This window comes from Pantoea graminicola, from assembly GCF_048452665.1.
Taxonomy (GTDB): domain Bacteria; phylum Pseudomonadota; class Gammaproteobacteria; order Enterobacterales; family Enterobacteriaceae; genus Pantoea.
In genome coordinates this window covers 346402-361212 of the sequence record NZ_JBLWSJ010000002.1, presented here as the reverse complement: position 1 = coordinate 361212, position 14811 = coordinate 346402, and the positions used below count along the sequence as shown (strand labels likewise).

The following is a 14811-nucleotide window of genomic DNA, read 5'->3' as shown; positions in this document are numbered from 1 at the left end:
ATTCGATTATTCAATCATTCGAAGTCTTCAATTATTTTTTGGTTATAATCTTCCAAGTATTTCTGTAATTCATTTCTGTCAATCAAACGTACTTTTGCTGATTCAGCAAGTTCTTTAGCCGAATTAGTGAAATGTGAATTTGTAATAACCATTGCTTCGTCACATGAGTAAAATGCCTTAGCGGAGATAGCTTGTTGTACTGCTGAATTACCAACTGAGCCAGAATAATTTTTTGCCTGAATAACAATATTTTTATCGAAACGAGTGACAAATAGATCTGCACCTTGATCTTGAGTTCTCTTAGTTTCTTTAACATCGTATCCAAGAGTTTGGAATATCTTGACTAAGAAGTCTTCAAATTCAAAACCATTCATTGAATCAACTGAGTACATATTAACATATTTATCGGGATTGAAATGTTCAAGGCGTATAGCCAATCTTTCTACCAGTATGTCAAAATATATAGTTTCACAGATTGATATATACTTTCTAACATTATCAATTGAGATCAATGGTTTGCCCGGAGTGTTTTGTGCGTTCTCATTGAATTCTAATGCAGAGAAGGCTATGTTATTGCTCCAGACAAAGTATAGAAACAATGATAGATCAGATCTAAATGTCGTTCCTGCTTCTTCAATCCATGATTTTAAAGATTCTGTTAATGTAGGTTTGATATGTCTTTTGATCTCTTTCGCAAACCCGTTATATACAGCGTTAAATGATGTAGTAAGTAAAAGCTTGTCCAAAAGCATTGGCAGCTCTTCCAATTCATTAAACCCCTTTCGAACAAGTACTTCACGAAATAATACAAAATCAGAATAAGTGCTTTTGTCTTCCGATAAATCACTTTCTGATCGCTTATCATGTGAAAACTTTGTTGTGTAAATGAAATTAGTGAAATAAGGATCCTTAAACGTTGCATATTTATCTAAAACATTTTGCAAGAGACTATTGAGTTGGGACTGCTCTTTCTTTTTCCCGAACAAGTCTTTGATAATTCCTTTTGACTGATACTGAAATTCTGGATAAAAAGAGGGATTAAGAGGGATCATTTGTTCTGAGGTAATAGGGGTGGGCGTTTTTGTGCCCCATGAATTCGTTGCAGTTGGTACTCCGCCAGAACACCAGGGACAAATAATTTCGAAAGATGTCTTGCTGCATGAGTAACACTGATAAATCATTAGGCTATTTCCTTATATAATTATTAGGCTTAGTCATGATCTTTGGATCATAAAGTTGAGTTGCTATTCTTGTAGTAGAGTACAATGTTAAATGCAAATAATTATTATACTTTTAAATCATGGTAATGATTTAATGAATCATTTTCCAATCCTGATGAAAAGCTGTAGTTGCAACTTGCTGAAAGTTCAACATGCCTTCCCCACCACGCCATCATATCTCTTCGTTGCTCTAGATATTGAGAACGGTTGTAAGCTCTTCTGACCTCATTAGTATCAATGTGTGCCAGTGCTGCTTCAATCACGTCAGGCTGAAACCCTTTCTCATTGAGAACAGTTGAGGCTATGGATCTCATACCATGCGCAACAAGGATATCTTTGAAGCCCATACGTTTTAGCGCCATGTTTGCCGTCTGACTGTTCATTGGTTCCAGTGGATTACGGTAGCCCGGAAAAACGTGTGGTCTATGTTTACTGATAGCCTTCATGATTTCTAATACGGCAAGTGCCTGGTCAGACAACGGAACAATATGCATACGTTTCATTTTCATGCGCCCGGCAGGAATGCGCCATTCCTTTGTCTCAAAATTGATCTCGTCCCACCGGGTCATTGCTGCTTCGGCTGGCCGCGTCATAGTAAGAAGCTGCTATTCAATCAGGCAACGCGTCTGTCTGCCAATACTCGCAAATGCGAGAGCCTTCATAAGTAGGGGGAGTTGTTCGGGTGCAAGGGCAGGGCGGTGCTTTACTGTCGGCTTATGGAAGGTTCTACTGATTCTCGCAGCAGGATTGAAAGTCACTAATCCTGAATTGAGGGCGTAGTCCATGACTTCATTGATACGCTGCGTAAGACGTTTAACTGTTTCCAGCCTTCCGGCTGAGTGAGTTGGTTCAAGCGCCCCAATGAATTGCTGAGCGGTGATTTTTGCGATAGGCAATGAGCCAATGTGTGGAAACACATACTTACTTAGAGAGCGCCAGATGTCGTTTAGCGTGTGCTGGGTTAGTCCGGCAGCTTCTTTAGTCTTGAACCATAATGCAGCAACCTTTTCGAATGTGTTTTCTGTTGCTTCTCTTTGTTGAAGTCTTTGCGCCTTCCTGTGCTCTTGCGGATCAATGTCCTGCTGCAGAAGTTTTCGGAAGTCTGTACGGAACTGGCGAGCTTCTAAGAGAGAGATTTCTGGGTAGGAACCGAAGCTGAGGATAGTGCGTTTGCTTGTAAAAGGTCTGTAGTAACGGAAGCGCCAGAGTTTTGAACCGGCTGGATTGATCTGAATTTCTAGTCCGTCTCCGTCATAGAGGACGATGGCACGTTCTGAACACTTGGCGTTTTTGATTTCAGTATTTGTAAGAGGTTTAGTCTGTCTTGCCACAGTAGCTCTCCATTTCAGTCCTTAGCAGTGATAGGCATATCGCTTTTCAAGTCAATGTATGACTAAGCCTAGAGATAGGCCTATCAATCGTGGATTTCAATGTAAGACTATGGACGTCACTAGACAATAAAAAGTACAGCGGATCATGTTAACCCACTGTACTTTCAATATTTATAGTCTTGTCTGGACTTAGCTGGACAAAACTTTGAAGAGGTTTATGGTCGGCACGAGAGGATTTGAACCTCCGACCCCGGACACCCCATGACCGTGCGCTACCAGGCTGCGCTACGTGCCGAACACTGGAGGATTAGTCTACTGGTTATCGTCATGAATGCAAGATACCTGTTGACTATTTGCCTGATAATTAATCAGTTAGCGATAAATCGCTTCTCTTCCGTTAACACCTGCAACAACAGTGTCAGTTCCGGCTTGTGATCTTTCAGCGCATTGCCCTGTGCATCATACGCGCGATAGCTGCCGTTGTTGTTGAGCACCAGCGTCACCTGCGGCGTGGTTATCACCAGCTTATTCTCTTCGCTGCTGGCAACCCAGTCGTGGCGACGACGTGCCGCGAACAGATCCTCACCCTGCGAGTAGTTCACCGGATTGGTCCGCACATGCAGCAGTCGCTGCATCAGCGTGGTCATCACATCCTGATGATCGGAGAGCCGATCGACAGTCTGCGCAGGCGTGTCGGGCCAGTGGATCACGAGCGGCACCTGCAGCGTCTGGCGATTACCGGCGCTGTCAGGATTGCCATCCAGCGCCAGACCGCGCTGTGCGGTGATCACCACCACGGTGTTCTTCAGCAAATCACGCGCCTGCAGTTCGTTAAGCACGGCGCGAATCTGATCGTCCACCGCAGGTGCCTGACGCAGATAGCTGCGCTGACGCGCCTTCGCACTCTCACCGGTTACGTCAGGGCCGTTCAGGGCAATCCATGAGAACCACGGTGCCTGCGAGCCTTTCTGCCTGTCCAGCCAGTTCTGCCATTGCGCTACGGTACTGGCGTTAGGCTGGCTGTTGGTGGCAGGCAGCGAATAGTCGGTCAGCAGCGCCTGTCGGTAGAGCGGCGGATTAAAGCCTTCCGACGAGAAGAGGCCAAACTGATAACCCTGGGTGCTCAGCGCGCCGAGAAGGGCGGACGGCGTCCGCGAGGCCAGAATACCGTTCATATAGCTGGAGGAGATGCCGTAGAACAGGCCAAACAGCCCTTTCTCCGGGGTATCTCCGGCGCTGTAGTGCTGCGTGAAGCGCACGTTCTCGCTGGCGAACTGATTAAGTGCCGGCAGCGCCTTAGGCAGCGTAGCGTTGTTCAGGCCATCGACCGTCAGCACCAGCAGGTTGTTGCGTGTGCCGCCATCGCGGAACGTAATATCACTGAGCGGATACTCCACCGCCAGTGCTTCCGGGTCGCCCTGTTGTACCAGCCGGCGCTGATACTCCTGCGCATCCAGCAGACCATGACGCTCCAGGAAGCGACGGGCGGTCATCGGGTAGGAGAGCGGCAGGTTGGCGCGCTGCATCGTAATCGGGCGATAGAAGTTCGCATCGGCCCAGATATACATCAGGTGGCTGGCAAAGAAGGCGCTGATAAACAGGCCAGCCAGAGGCTTGCCAAACGAACGGCGGTTCAGGCTGCGCAGTTTCTGCCAGCTCCAGGTCGCAAACAGCATCTCGACCAGGAATATCAGCGGCACGCTGATAAACATCAGCTGCCAGTCACGCGCCATCTCGCTCTGATCGGGGTTGATGACCAGCTCCCACACCACCGGATTAAGATGCAGGTGGAAGCGGCTGAAGACCGCGCTGTCGACCATCACCAGCGTCAGCCCGGCGGTGGCGACGACGGCCGATAACACCCGCATCAGCCGTTGCGACATCACCACAAAGGTCAGCGGGAAAATAATCAGCAGGTAAGTGGCGAAAACGATAAAACTGAAGTGGCCTACCCAGCTGGTATAGGCGTAGATACGCCCCGCCAGAGAAGAAGGCCAGTCGGCGACCAACAGGTAGCGACTGCCTAAAATCAGCGCGAATAGGATATTAAACAGAGCAAACCAGTGCCCCCAGCTAATCATCTGAGAGACTTTTTCGCGGTAGCGCTGCCGGTTGGTTACCATATTATAAAATCAAATCAGCTAATTAATGGGCGTTGTCGTCACGCACGGATGCCTGCAGGGCATCGGCGAAAGAGCGGGCCAGTGAGCGACGCTGCGCCGGCGCGACATCGCTGTTAATTAAGTTAGTCACCATGTTTCCCAGCACCATCAGGGAGAGGTCGGTGGGGGCTTTATCCTTGTGCAGGATTTGGGCCAGATCCGCGAGGAGTTGTTCCACGCGTTCGTCACTGTAACGGGATGATTGTGCCATATCGTCGTCTAAGCTCATTTCAAAAGGCGATATATTACCGGAACAACGCACTTTTTACCGCAATTTTATCGAAAGCAGCGCGTTCACTTTACGCATGGAGTTGAAAGCCGATGCTGGCGGTGTTTGAATACGCGCCTGTGCTAAAAGGAGAGTCTACCATGAGTCTGGATATCGACCAGATTGCCCTGCATCAGTTAATCAGACGCGATGAAAACCAGCTGGACGTGGCGCTGCGCGATTCGCTGCTGCCTGCGACCCAAACCGTCAACGCGATGGTGGAGGAGTTACACCGGGTTTACAGCGCAAAGAGCAAAGCCTACGGCCTGTTTAATGCGGAAAGTGAACTGGCAGAAGCCCTGCGCGATTGCCGTAAGGGCAACGACGATTTTCTTGCTTTTAGCCGTGCCGCGACGGGCCGCCTGCGCGACGAACTGTCAAAATATCCCTTCGCCGAAGGCGGCGTGGTGCTGTTTATCCACTATCGCTATCTGGCCGTGGAGTATCTGCTGATTGCGGTACTGAACAGCCAGTCCAGTATGCGGGTGAATGAGCAGCTGGATATCAGCAGCACTCACTATCTCGACATCAATCATGCCGATATCGTCGCGCGCATCGATTTAACCGAGTGGGAGACCAATCCTGAGTCGAGCCGTTACCTGACCTTCCTGCGCGGCCGCGTCGGCCGGAAAGTGGCGGACTTCTTTATGGACTTCCTTGGTGCCGAAGTCGGGCTGGACACCAAGGCGCAGAACCGTGGGCTGCTGCAGGCGGTGGATGACTACTGCAACGAGTCGGCGCTGGATAAGCAGGAGCGGCAGAACTATCGCCAGCAGGTCTACAGCTACTGTAACGAGCAGTTGCAGGCGGGCGAGGAGATTGCGCTGGAAGATCTGTCGAGCGAGCTGCCTCCGCTGGGCGAAAAAAGCTTCCAGGCGTTTACCCAGGAGCAGGGCTATGAGCTGGAAGAGAGTTTCCCGGCTGACCGCTCGACGCTGCGTCAGCTGACCAAATTCGCCGGCAGCGGCGGGGGACTGACCCTGAACTTTGATGCGATGTTACTGGGCGAACGTATTTTCTGGGATCCGGCAACGGACACTCTGACGATCAAGGGAACGCCACCGAATCTGCGCGACCAGCTGCAGCGCCGGACCAGCGGCAAATAAAAAAGCCGGGCTCAGCCCGGCTTTTTTACCCCTCCCGGCGATAAGTTTCACCGGGAGGGGACAAAACAAAAGGGCCGGTTTCGCAACCGGCCCTTCTGCTTTTCAACTCTGTCAGCGATTAAGCGCGAACGAAGTCGATATGGAACAGTTTTGGCTTGAACGGGTGACGCTGAACAGCCTGAACTTTCACTTTGGTTTCTTTACCGTCAACAACCAGAGTCAGCACTTCTTCGTAGAAACCAGGCTTAGCCTGCATGTTCATTACGGAGTCGTGATCCAGGTCGATGGCAACAGCCGCTTCAGAACCACCGTAAACGATAGCCGGGAAACGGTTAGCTGTACGCAGGCGGCGGCTCGCACCCTTACCCTGCTCTTTACGTTCTACTGCATTGATAGTGAACATTAATACGTCTCTTTATATATTTCCTGCTACAGGCGACCCAGTAACAGGCAGGTTATTCAACACTGCTGATGCACATGCAAAAGCGGGCGGCATTATAGCCGTAATGCCAGGCGGTAGCAAACGATATACCCATCCGCTCGGGGCCGGGCGGTCAGCGCAGCTCATTGGCCCGGCGATAGCGCCCCTGATAGTCGAACATCTTCTCGCGGATCTGCCAGTACTGGCCTTTGGCGCGCGCCACCACAAAGTCGGGATGGCGTAACAGCGGCTGCAGCGCCACGACGTCAGCGGCGGTCTGCCAGCCCAGCGGCACGCCGGGCGCGCGCTGGTGCGGACGCATAAACAGCTGCTCGAAGGCTTTGCGCTGGGCTGGCGTCTGCAGGCGAAATCGTTCGCTGACGCTGGTGCCGTCCTCGTCAAAATAGGTCGCCTTCAGCCATTCGCCTTTGGCATCCGCCCCCTGTTCCAGCGTCATGCCGCCACAGCGCAGCACCAGCGCATCTTTGAGTTTCAGCGCCGCTTTAAGCATATCGTCCGGGTCGACCAGAATTTTGTCGCACTGGTGGCAGCGGCGGGCGGCAATATCGTTCTCTGCGCCACAGTCCGGGCAGCTCTTAAAGCGGAAGCGGAAGTCACACTGCTCACGTTCGCCCTCATCATCTTCCAGCACGCCCTGGCAGCGGCGGCCAAAATGCTCGATCACCATGCCATCTTCTGTCGCTTTGCCCCAGAAGGTGTTGGCGAAACCGCAGGCCGGGCAGAAGACCTGTACCGGCTGGTTATCGCTTGCCCCTTTGGGCGCGCCGACTTCCGGCGTGAAGAGATCGTGCGGATTACCGGCATAATCGAGGATCAGACAGCTGGTTTTACCTGGCGAAAGCCGCAGGCCGCGTCCGACGATCTGCTGATAGAGGCTGACCGACTCGGTGGGGCGCAGGATGGCGATCAGGTCAACGTGCGGCGCATCAAAGCCGGTGGTCAGCACCGCGACGTTCACCAGGTATTTCAACTCCTGCGCCTTAAAGGCCAGAATCAGGGCGTCGCGCTCACGGGCGGGCGTTTCGGCGGAGATCAGCGCGCTGTTGTCGGGCAGCAGCCGCAGGATTTCATGCGCATGATCCACCGTGGAGGCGAAAATCATCACCCCGAGCCGCTCCTCCGCAAACTCCACAATCTGACGGATGATATGCGGCGTAACGCGCTGCTGCTGTTTCAGTTCACGATTGAGATCGGCCTCGCTGAACAGGCCACTGGCCTGCGCCGTCAGCCGGCTGAAGTCATACTGTACCACCGGCATATCCAGCCGCTCCGGGGGCACCAGAAACTGATGTTTGATCATGTAGCGCAGCGGCAGTTCATAGATACAGTCGCGGAACAGCGATTTTTCGTCGCCGCGCACCATGCCGTGATAGTGGAACTGATAGATCCAGCCTTTGCCCAGCCGGAACGGTGTGGCGGTCAGGCCCAGCAGACGCAGTTGCGGATTGTGTTGCCGCAGATGATTAAAGATCTGCTGATACTGACTCTCTTTGTCATCGCCAATGCGGTGACACTCATCCACGATCACCAGCGAGAAGGCGCTGTCGAACTGGTCGAGGTTGCGCGCGACGGACTGTACGCTGCCGAACACCACCTTGCGCTGGCTCTCTTTGCGCTGAAGGCCCGCCGCAAAGATATCCGCTTCCAGACCATAAGCCTGATATTTGCTGTGGTTCTGCGCCACCAGCTCTTTGACGTGCGCGAGCACCAGCACCCGGCCACGCGCCAGCCGGGCCAGTTCAGCGATGACCAGACTCTTTCCGGCACCGGTCGGCAGCACAATCACCGCAGGCTGGTGATGACGACGGAAATGCGACACGGTGGCATTCACCGCATCCTGTTGATAGGGGCGTAAGGTAAAGGACATGTTGCTCACTTTTGCAAAACTGGTGGCAATTATGCCACGAAAGGGCGGTAAACGCGCTGTCAGGCTGGCGTGGATCACGTTATACTTCCCGCACATTTTCAACGGTTAACCAGGCCGTTTCAGATTCCCTCCGCAGTAACAGGCAAAACGAATTCATGCGACTCGACAAATTCATCTCTCAGCAACTGGAAATCAGCCGCGCCATCGCCCATCGCGAGATCCGTGGTCAGCGTGTCACCGTGAACGGTGAAGTGGTGCGCGATACCGCGTTTAAACTGCTGCCCGATCACGAAGTGATGTATGACGGTAACCTCCTGCAGATGCTGACCGGCCCACGCTACTTTATGCTGAACAAGCCGCAGGGCTATGTCTGCTCTACCGACGATCCCGATCATCCCACCATCCTCTATTTCATCGAAGAGCCGATGGCCTTTAAGCTGCATGCAGCAGGGCGCCTCGATATCGATACCACCGGGCTGGTGCTGCTGACCGACGATGGCCAGTGGTCACACCGCATTACCTCGCCACGCCACCACTGCGAGAAGACCTATCGCGTCACGCTGGAGTCGCCGGTCGCGGACGATACCGCCGCACAGTTTATGGCGGGTGTGCAGCTGCACAACGAGAAGAGCCTGACCAAACCGGCCCGGCTGGAGGTGATTACGCCGACAGACGTGCGGCTGACGCTGAGCGAAGGGCGCTACCATCAGGTGAAACGGATGTTTGCGGCCGTGGGCAACCGGGTCGTGGAACTGCATCGCGAGCGCATCGGTGAGATTGTGCTGGATGAGGATCTGGAACCGGGTGAATACCGTCCGCTGACCGAAGATGAGATTGCCAGCATTGGTCTGCCAAAAGAGCTGCAGGCAAAATAGGGCCTGCGTCAGGATGATAAGGAGAGGAGAGGGCGTGCGTAAGGAAAAAAATTCGCCAACGGGATTGGTCGTTATCCTGGGGCTGTTAGCCATGCTGATGCCGTTATCGATCGACATGTATCTGCCGGCCATGCCGCAGATTGCCCGTGAGTTTGGCGTCTCCGCCGGCAGCGTGCAGATGTCGCTCAACCTCTATATCCTGGGCTTCGCGATCGGTCAGCTCATCTACGGGCCGCTGGCCGACAGCTATGGCCGCAAGCCCGTGATCGCGCTCGGTACGCTGATCTTTGCCTGTGCCGCCGCAGCCTGTGCGCTGTCGCAATCGATCGACCAGCTCATCCTGATGCGCTTTCTGCATGGCCTGTCGGCCGCCGCCGCCAGCGTGGTGATCAATGCGCTGATGCGGGACAGTTACTCGAAAGAGGACTTCTCGCGCATGATGTCCTTTGTGATGCTGATTACCACCATTGCGCCGCTGCTGGCCCCGATTATCGGCGGCTGGCTGCTGGTGCTCTGGAGCTGGCACGCCATTTTCTGGGCGCTGGCCGGGGCCGCGTTAGTGACCACCGTGCTGGTGACCACCCAGATCCGTGAAACCCTGAAGCCCGAGCAGCGGCAGCGCTTTCATCTGCGCACCACGCTGGGCAATTTCGTCACGCTGTTTCGTCACAAGCGCGCCTTCAGTTACATGCTGTCGAGCGGCTTCTCCTTTGCCGGGCTGTTTACCTTCCTCAATGCCGGGCCGTTTGTGTACATCGAACTGAATCACGTCTCACCGCAAAACTTCGGTTACTACTTTGGTCTTAACGTGGTGTTTCTGTTTGTGCTGACGCTGATTAACAGCCGCGCGGTGCGCCGCTTTGGTCCGGTAGCGATGTTCCGGCTGGGGCTGCTGATTCAGTTCTGCATGGGGATCTGGCTGTTGCTGGTCAGCGCCTTTGACCTGGGCTTTCTGCCGCTGGTGATGGGCATCGCGATGTTTATCGGCTGCGTGTCGATGGTCTCCTCCAACGCAATGGCGGTGATCCTGGATGAGTTTCCGCATATGGCCGGCACCGCGTCGTCGCTGGCGGGCACGCTGCGGTTTGGCGTCGGTGCGTTTGTCGGTGCACTGCTCTCCCTGCTGAGTTTCAACAGTGCCTGGCCGATGGTCGGCACCATCGCGCTCTGTGCCTCTCTCTCGCTGCTGCTCTTCTTCTACGCTTCCCGGCCCCGCGCATCCTCCCGCTGATTCGGCGCATTTTGCTGCCCGCCATCTCCGGCGGGCGGCGCGCCAGCACTATGTTTATTTAATGTGAAGATTTTTAGTTAAAAAAGTAACCATATTGCGTCTAAAATGATTGTTAACAGCGTGTGAACGCGGTAAATATAGCCTGAAGTGCGACATGAGTCGCAAAAATGCGCTTCTGCAGTTCGCACGGCGAAGAGATCCTGCCGGATTCCGCCACCACCGGCCGTTTTCGCGTCGGTGTCTGTGCGTTGCGACATACACTCATCCGGGGAGAGTAAATTATGCTGCAACTTTCAATCGTGCATCGCCTGCCGCAGCGTTTTCGCTGGGCCAGCGATCACCACAGTACCATCGAATCCGATGACGCTGTGCTGGATGATCAGGAGTTTGTGGCGCTGCGGCTGATCAGCCATGACGGCATACCGGCATGGGAGATCCTGCAGCAGCTGAAAGAGGTGCTGGCTGGCATTCAGGTTGACTGTAAAGTGGCCGAGTGTGAAGGACAGCCCTGCCTGTTCATTCGCCGTCGTGACGAAAGCGCGACCAACTGCTGCCTGAAAAATCAGGGCGTGGCGATCGCCGAAACCTTTATCGCAGGCTAGCTGGCGAGGCCTGCAGCAGCGCCCGGGTATACGCCGTCGCAGGTGACGTAAACAACTTTTCGCATTCGCCCTGTTCCACCACTTCCCCCTGACGCAGCACAATGAGCTGGTGACACAGGGCGCGCACCACATCGAGATCGTGACTGATAAAGAGATAACTGAGCTGGCGCTGCTGCTGTAAACGGCGTAACAGCGTCAGGATCTGCTTCTGCACCGTGCGGTCCAGCGACGAGGTCGGTTCATCCAGGATCAGTAACTCCGGTTCCAGAATCAGCGCCCGCGCGATAGCGATACGCTGCCGCTGCCCGCCGGAAAATTCAGCCGGATAGCGATGACGACTATCAGCATCCAGGCCCACCTCTGCCATTACCGCCATCACCCGCTGCTGCTGCTGCTCCCGATCGAGCGCGGGCTGATGCACCGCCAGCCCTTCAGCGATAATCTGCTGAACCGTCATGCGTGGATTAAGCGAAGAGTTCGGGTCCTGAAAGACCACCTGGATGCGCTGCCGCAGCGGCAACAACGCCCGGCGCGACAGCTGATGCAGGGGCTGCCCCGCAAACCAGACATCACCGCGTGAGGCAATCAGCCGCAGCAGCGCCAGGCCAGTCGTGCTTTTCCCCGATCCCGACTCGCCCACCAGCCCGAGACTTTCGCCCCGGCGCAGGCGGAAACTCAGACCGCTCAGCACCGTTTTCTCATCGTCCTGCCGACGGAACAGGCTGCGCCGCCGTGGAAAAGTGACCGCAAGCCGATCGACCTGCAGAATGACCGGCGCATCTGCGGGCAGCGGCAGCGCCCGTCCTTCCGGCTCGGCGGCCAGCAGCTGCTGACTGTAGGGATGCTGCGGCTGACTCAGCAGGATCGGGCTGCGGTTCTGCTCCACGATGCGCCCGTTACGCATGACGCTGATGTTATCCGCCAGCTGGCGCACGATGTGCAGGTTGTGAGTGATAAAGAGCATCGCCATGTTGCTCTCACGCTGCAGGTCGCGCAGCAGCGTCAGGATCTGCGCCTGTACCGTCACATCCAGCGCGGTGGTCGGCTCATCGGCAATCAGCAGCTGAGGCTCTGTCAGCAGCGCCATTGCGATCATCACCCGCTGACGTTCTCCCCCCGACAGCTGGTGGGGAAAATCATTGAGCCGAGCGGCGGGCTGGCGGATACCGACCCGATCAAGCACGCTGAGGATCTCCATCCGCGCGGCCGCGCGCCGCAGCCCGCGATGCAGCGACAGCACTTCATAAAGCTGCTTCTCTACGGTGTGCAGCGGATTGAGCGACACCATCGGTTCCTGAAAAATCATCGCGATCTGGTTGCCACGAAGGGCGCGCAGCCGCGGCTCCGGCGCCCGCAGCAGATCCTCACCGTTAAACAGGATCTCGCCGCCGGGATAAGCCACCGTCGATTCATGCAGCAGCCGCATCACGGAGAGCGCCGTCACGCTCTTGCCGGAGCCCGACTCACCGACCAGCGCCAGCGTTTCACCTGCCGCAATATGCAGGGAGAGATCATCCACCACCTGGCGAAGCGTCTCACCCTGACGAAAGGCGACAGAGAGGTGGTTAATGGCAAGCAAGGGCGTTGTCATCTAGGCTCCTTTGCCCGGATCAAAGGCGTCGCGCACCGCTTCGCCAATAAAAATCAGCAGCGACAGCAGGATCGCCAGAGTAAAAAAGCCCGCCAGGCCCAGCCAGGGGGCCTGCAGATTATTCTTGCCCTGCAGCAGCAGCTCACCCAGCGAGGGCGAGCCGAGCGGCAGACCAAAACCCAGAAAATCGAGCGAGGTCAGGGTGGTAATCGAACCGCACAGGATAAAGGGCAGAAAGGTCAGGGTGGCGACCATCGCGTTAGGCAGCATATGACGCAGCATAATCCGGCCATCGCTGACGCCCAGCGCCTGCGCCGCACGGATATAGTCAAAGTTGCGGGTTCGCAGAAACTCCGCCCGCACCACGCTCACCAGACTCATCCAGCCAAACGCGACGGTGACCAGCAGCAGCCACCAGAAGCCCGGCTGGATCACGCTGGAGAGCAGAATCAGCAGGAACAGCGCAGGCATCCCGGACCAGACCTCAATCAGCCGCTGCCCGATCAGGTCTATCCGCCCGCCGAAATAGCCCTGCAGCGCACCGATTACGATCCCGATGACGCTGGAGATAAGCGTCAGCAGTATGCCGAACAGCAGGGAGATGCGGGTGCCGTAGAGCAGTCGTGCCAGGACGTCGCCGCCATTCGCATCCGTGCCCAGCCAGTTCTGCGCCGACGGCGGCGAGGGGAAGGGAACCCGGGTGGCAAAATTGATGGTGCTGTCGCTGAAGCGGATCGGTGCCCATAGTGCCCAGCCGTTCTGGCTGATGCGCTGCCGCAGCCAGGGATCCTGATAATCCGCCGTGGTCGCCAGCACGCCGCCATAGTCGGCCTCGCTGTAGTCAGACAGCAGCGGGACCATCCAGCGCTGCTGATAGTGCACCAGCAGCGGCTTCTCATTGGCGATCAGGTCGGCGCCCAGCGACAGCAGGAAGAGGATCAGAAAGATCCACAGCGAACAGTAGCCGCGCCGGTGATGGCGAAAGCGCTGCCAGCGCTGCTGGTTAAGAGGAGAGAGCGGCATCAGCGGCGTCCAAAATCAATGCGGGGATCGACCAGCATATAGGTCAGATCGCTGAGGATATTCATCAGCAGACCTATCAGCGTAAAAATATAGAGTGTGCCAAACATCACCGGATAGTCGCGCTGCAGGGTAGCGTCGTAGCCCAGCAGCCCCAGGCCATTAAGGGAGAACATCACCTCGATCAGCACCGAACTGGTAAAGAACATGCTGATAAAGGTGGCAGGAAAGCTGGCGATCACCAGCAGCATCGCATTGCGAAACACATGGTGATAGAGGATACGTCGCTCCGGCACCCCTTTCGCGCGTGCGGTGACCACATAGAGCTTGCGGATCTCATCCAGAAAGGCGTTTTTCGTCAGCATGGTCAGCGTGGCGAAGCCGCCGATCACGGTAGCCAGCACCGGCAGGGCGATATGCCAGAAATAGTCCAGCACTTTGCCATACCAGGGCAGGGTGTCGGACTGCGCGGAGGTGAGCCCGCGCAGCGGAAACCAGTCGAGATAGCTGCCACCGGCAAACAGCACGATCAGCATGATCCCGAACAGAAACGCGGGGATGGAGTAGCCGATGATAATAAAGGCGCTGCTCCAGACATCAAAGGCGCTGCCGTTGCGCACCGCTTTGCGGATCCCGAGCGGAATCGACACCAGATAGATGATCAGCGTGCTCCAGAGCCCCAGGCTGATCGAAACCGGCAGGCTCTCTTTGATCAGCCCGATCACCGAGGCGCTGCGAAACAGGCTGTCGCCAAAATCCAGCCGCAGATAATTCCACAGCATCTCGCCATAACGCTGCCAGATCGGCTTATCGAAGCCGTAACGTTTTGTGATCTCCGCAATGACTTCCGGGTCCAGCCCGCGCGCGCCGCGATAGGTATTCCCGGCCGGGTTCAGCGGCGAGACGCTGGCGCGTGCACCGGCGCTTTCCGTCGCGCCGCCGGGCATACCGGTGGTCTGCCCGAACTGAATATTCGCCAGCGCCTGATCGACAGGTCCGCCCGGCGCAATCTGGACGATAAAGAAATTGAGCGTGATGATCGCCCACAGGGTGGGAATAATCAGCAGTAACCGGCGCAGAAAATAGGCGGCCAACG

12 protein-coding genes, 1 tRNA gene and 1 pseudogene are annotated in these 14811 nt (G+C 55.5%); 4 read left to right on the top strand and 10 right to left on the bottom strand.

Translation table 11 applies throughout. The features are described 5' to 3' along the window. Positions 1-14 precede the first annotated feature (14 nt). From ACNY69_RS05725 to ACNY69_RS05705, 5 genes and pseudogenes are all read right to left on the bottom strand, one after another. The gene (locus ACNY69_RS05725) at positions 15-1181 is read right to left on the bottom strand and encodes a restriction endonuclease (protein WP_418797551.1); all 1167 of its coding nucleotides are present in this window, start codon (positions 1179-1181) and stop codon (positions 15-17) included. 104 nt (positions 1182-1285) lie between these two features. Next, positions 1286-2551, bottom strand: a pseudogene (locus ACNY69_RS05720) (integrase domain-containing protein). A 218-nt stretch (positions 2552-2769) separates the two neighbouring features. Beyond that, positions 2770-2846, bottom strand: a tRNA-Pro gene (locus ACNY69_RS05715). 73 nt (positions 2847-2919) lie between these two features. Then, the gene (gene yejM, locus ACNY69_RS05710; RefSeq protein WP_111138733.1) at positions 2920-4674 is read right to left on the bottom strand and encodes an LPS biosynthesis-modulating metalloenzyme YejM; all 1755 of its coding nucleotides are present in this window, start codon (positions 4672-4674) and stop codon (positions 2920-2922) included. A gap of 22 nt (positions 4675-4696) precedes the next feature. After that, on the bottom strand, positions 4697-4924 hold the full coding sequence (locus ACNY69_RS05705) for a YejL family protein (RefSeq protein ID WP_111138780.1): 228 nt from the start codon (positions 4922-4924) through the stop codon (positions 4697-4699). A gap of 158 nt (positions 4925-5082) precedes the next feature. Here ACNY69_RS05705 and yejK point away from each other — a divergent pair, with 158 nt between their 5' ends. Next, on the top strand, positions 5083-6087 hold the full coding sequence (yejK, locus tag ACNY69_RS05700) for a nucleoid-associated protein YejK (protein ID WP_111138734.1): 1005 nt from the start codon (positions 5083-5085) through the stop codon (positions 6085-6087). A 118-nt stretch (positions 6088-6205) separates the two neighbouring features. On the opposite strand, the gene rplY is transcribed toward yejK, so the two are convergent. Together rplY and radD are read right to left on the bottom strand one after the other, a co-directional pair. Beyond that, positions 6206-6490: a 50S ribosomal protein L25 gene (gene rplY / locus ACNY69_RS05695; RefSeq protein ID WP_111138735.1), complete on the bottom strand. Its 285-nt coding sequence runs from the start codon at positions 6488-6490 to the stop codon at positions 6206-6208. Positions 6491-6641: 151 nt separating this feature from the next. Continuing rightward, positions 6642-8396: a DNA repair helicase RadD gene (gene radD / locus ACNY69_RS05690; RefSeq protein WP_111138736.1), complete on the bottom strand. Its 1755-nt coding sequence runs from the start codon at positions 8394-8396 to the stop codon at positions 6642-6644. Positions 8397-8551: 155 nt separating this feature from the next. Here radD and rsuA point away from each other — a divergent pair, with 155 nt between their 5' ends. From rsuA to ACNY69_RS05675, 3 genes are all read left to right on the top strand, one after another. Continuing rightward, positions 8552-9271, top strand: a complete 720-nt coding sequence (rsuA, locus tag ACNY69_RS05685) for a 16S rRNA pseudouridine(516) synthase RsuA (RefSeq protein WP_111138737.1) — start codon at positions 8552-8554, stop codon at positions 9269-9271. Between the two features lie 34 nt (positions 9272-9305). Further along, positions 9306-10502 carry a Bcr/CflA family multidrug efflux MFS transporter gene (locus ACNY69_RS05680; protein WP_111138738.1) on the top strand — a complete coding sequence of 399 codons (1197 nt, stop codon included), beginning with the start codon at positions 9306-9308 and terminating at the stop codon, positions 10500-10502. Between the two features lie 281 nt (positions 10503-10783). Next, positions 10784-11104, top strand: a complete 321-nt coding sequence (locus ACNY69_RS05675) for a YejG family protein (RefSeq protein ID WP_111138739.1) — start codon at positions 10784-10786, stop codon at positions 11102-11104. On the opposite strand, the gene yejF is transcribed toward ACNY69_RS05675, so the two are convergent. The 3 genes from yejF to yejB are packed head-to-tail and all read right to left on the bottom strand — an operon-like array spanning position 11091 to position 14809. After that, positions 11091-12695, bottom strand: coding sequence for a microcin C ABC transporter ATP-binding protein YejF (yejF, locus tag ACNY69_RS05670; RefSeq protein ID WP_418797550.1), 1605 nt, complete (start codon positions 12693-12695; stop codon positions 11091-11093). The genes ACNY69_RS05675 and yejF overlap by 14 nt on opposite strands. Then, positions 12696-13718 (bottom strand): ABC transporter permease, encoded by a 1023-nt coding sequence (locus ACNY69_RS05665; protein ID WP_111138741.1) that lies wholly within the window; start codon positions 13716-13718, stop codon positions 12696-12698. Further along, positions 13718-14809 carry a microcin C ABC transporter permease YejB gene (gene yejB / locus ACNY69_RS05660; RefSeq protein WP_111138742.1) on the bottom strand — a complete coding sequence of 364 codons (1092 nt, stop codon included), beginning with the start codon at positions 14807-14809 and terminating at the stop codon, positions 13718-13720. The genes ACNY69_RS05665 and yejB overlap by 1 nt, the downstream gene beginning before the upstream one ends. Positions 14810-14811: the final 2 nt, after the last annotated feature.

What these genes read in the sequence shown, in the direction of transcription:
- ACNY69_RS05725 (WP_418797551.1), bottom strand. Translation starts at nt 1,181, where the DNA reads ATGATTTATCAGTGTTACTCATGCAGCAAGACATCTTTCGAAATTATT.
- yejM (WP_111138733.1), bottom strand. Translation starts at nt 4,674, where the DNA reads ATGGTAACCAACCGGCAGCGCTACCGCGAAAAAGTCTCTCAGATGATT.
- ACNY69_RS05705 (WP_111138780.1), bottom strand. Translation starts at nt 4,924, where the DNA reads ATGGCACAATCATCCCGTTACAGTGACGAACGCGTGGAACAACTCCTC.
- yejK (WP_111138734.1), top strand. Translation starts at nt 5,083, where the DNA reads ATGAGTCTGGATATCGACCAGATTGCCCTGCATCAGTTAATCAGACGC.
- rplY (WP_111138735.1), bottom strand. Translation starts at nt 6,490, where the DNA reads ATGTTCACTATCAATGCAGTAGAACGTAAAGAGCAGGGTAAGGGTGCG.
- radD (WP_111138736.1), bottom strand. Translation starts at nt 8,396, where the DNA reads ATGTCCTTTACCTTACGCCCCTATCAACAGGATGCGGTGAATGCCACC.
- rsuA (WP_111138737.1), top strand. Translation starts at nt 8,552, where the DNA reads ATGCGACTCGACAAATTCATCTCTCAGCAACTGGAAATCAGCCGCGCC.
- ACNY69_RS05675 (WP_111138739.1), top strand. Translation starts at nt 10,784, where the DNA reads ATGCTGCAACTTTCAATCGTGCATCGCCTGCCGCAGCGTTTTCGCTGG.
- yejF (WP_418797550.1), bottom strand. Translation starts at nt 12,695, where the DNA reads ATGACAACGCCCTTGCTTGCCATTAACCACCTCTCTGTCGCCTTTCGT.
- ACNY69_RS05665 (WP_111138741.1), bottom strand. Translation starts at nt 13,718, where the DNA reads ATGCCGCTCTCTCCTCTTAACCAGCAGCGCTGGCAGCGCTTTCGCCAT.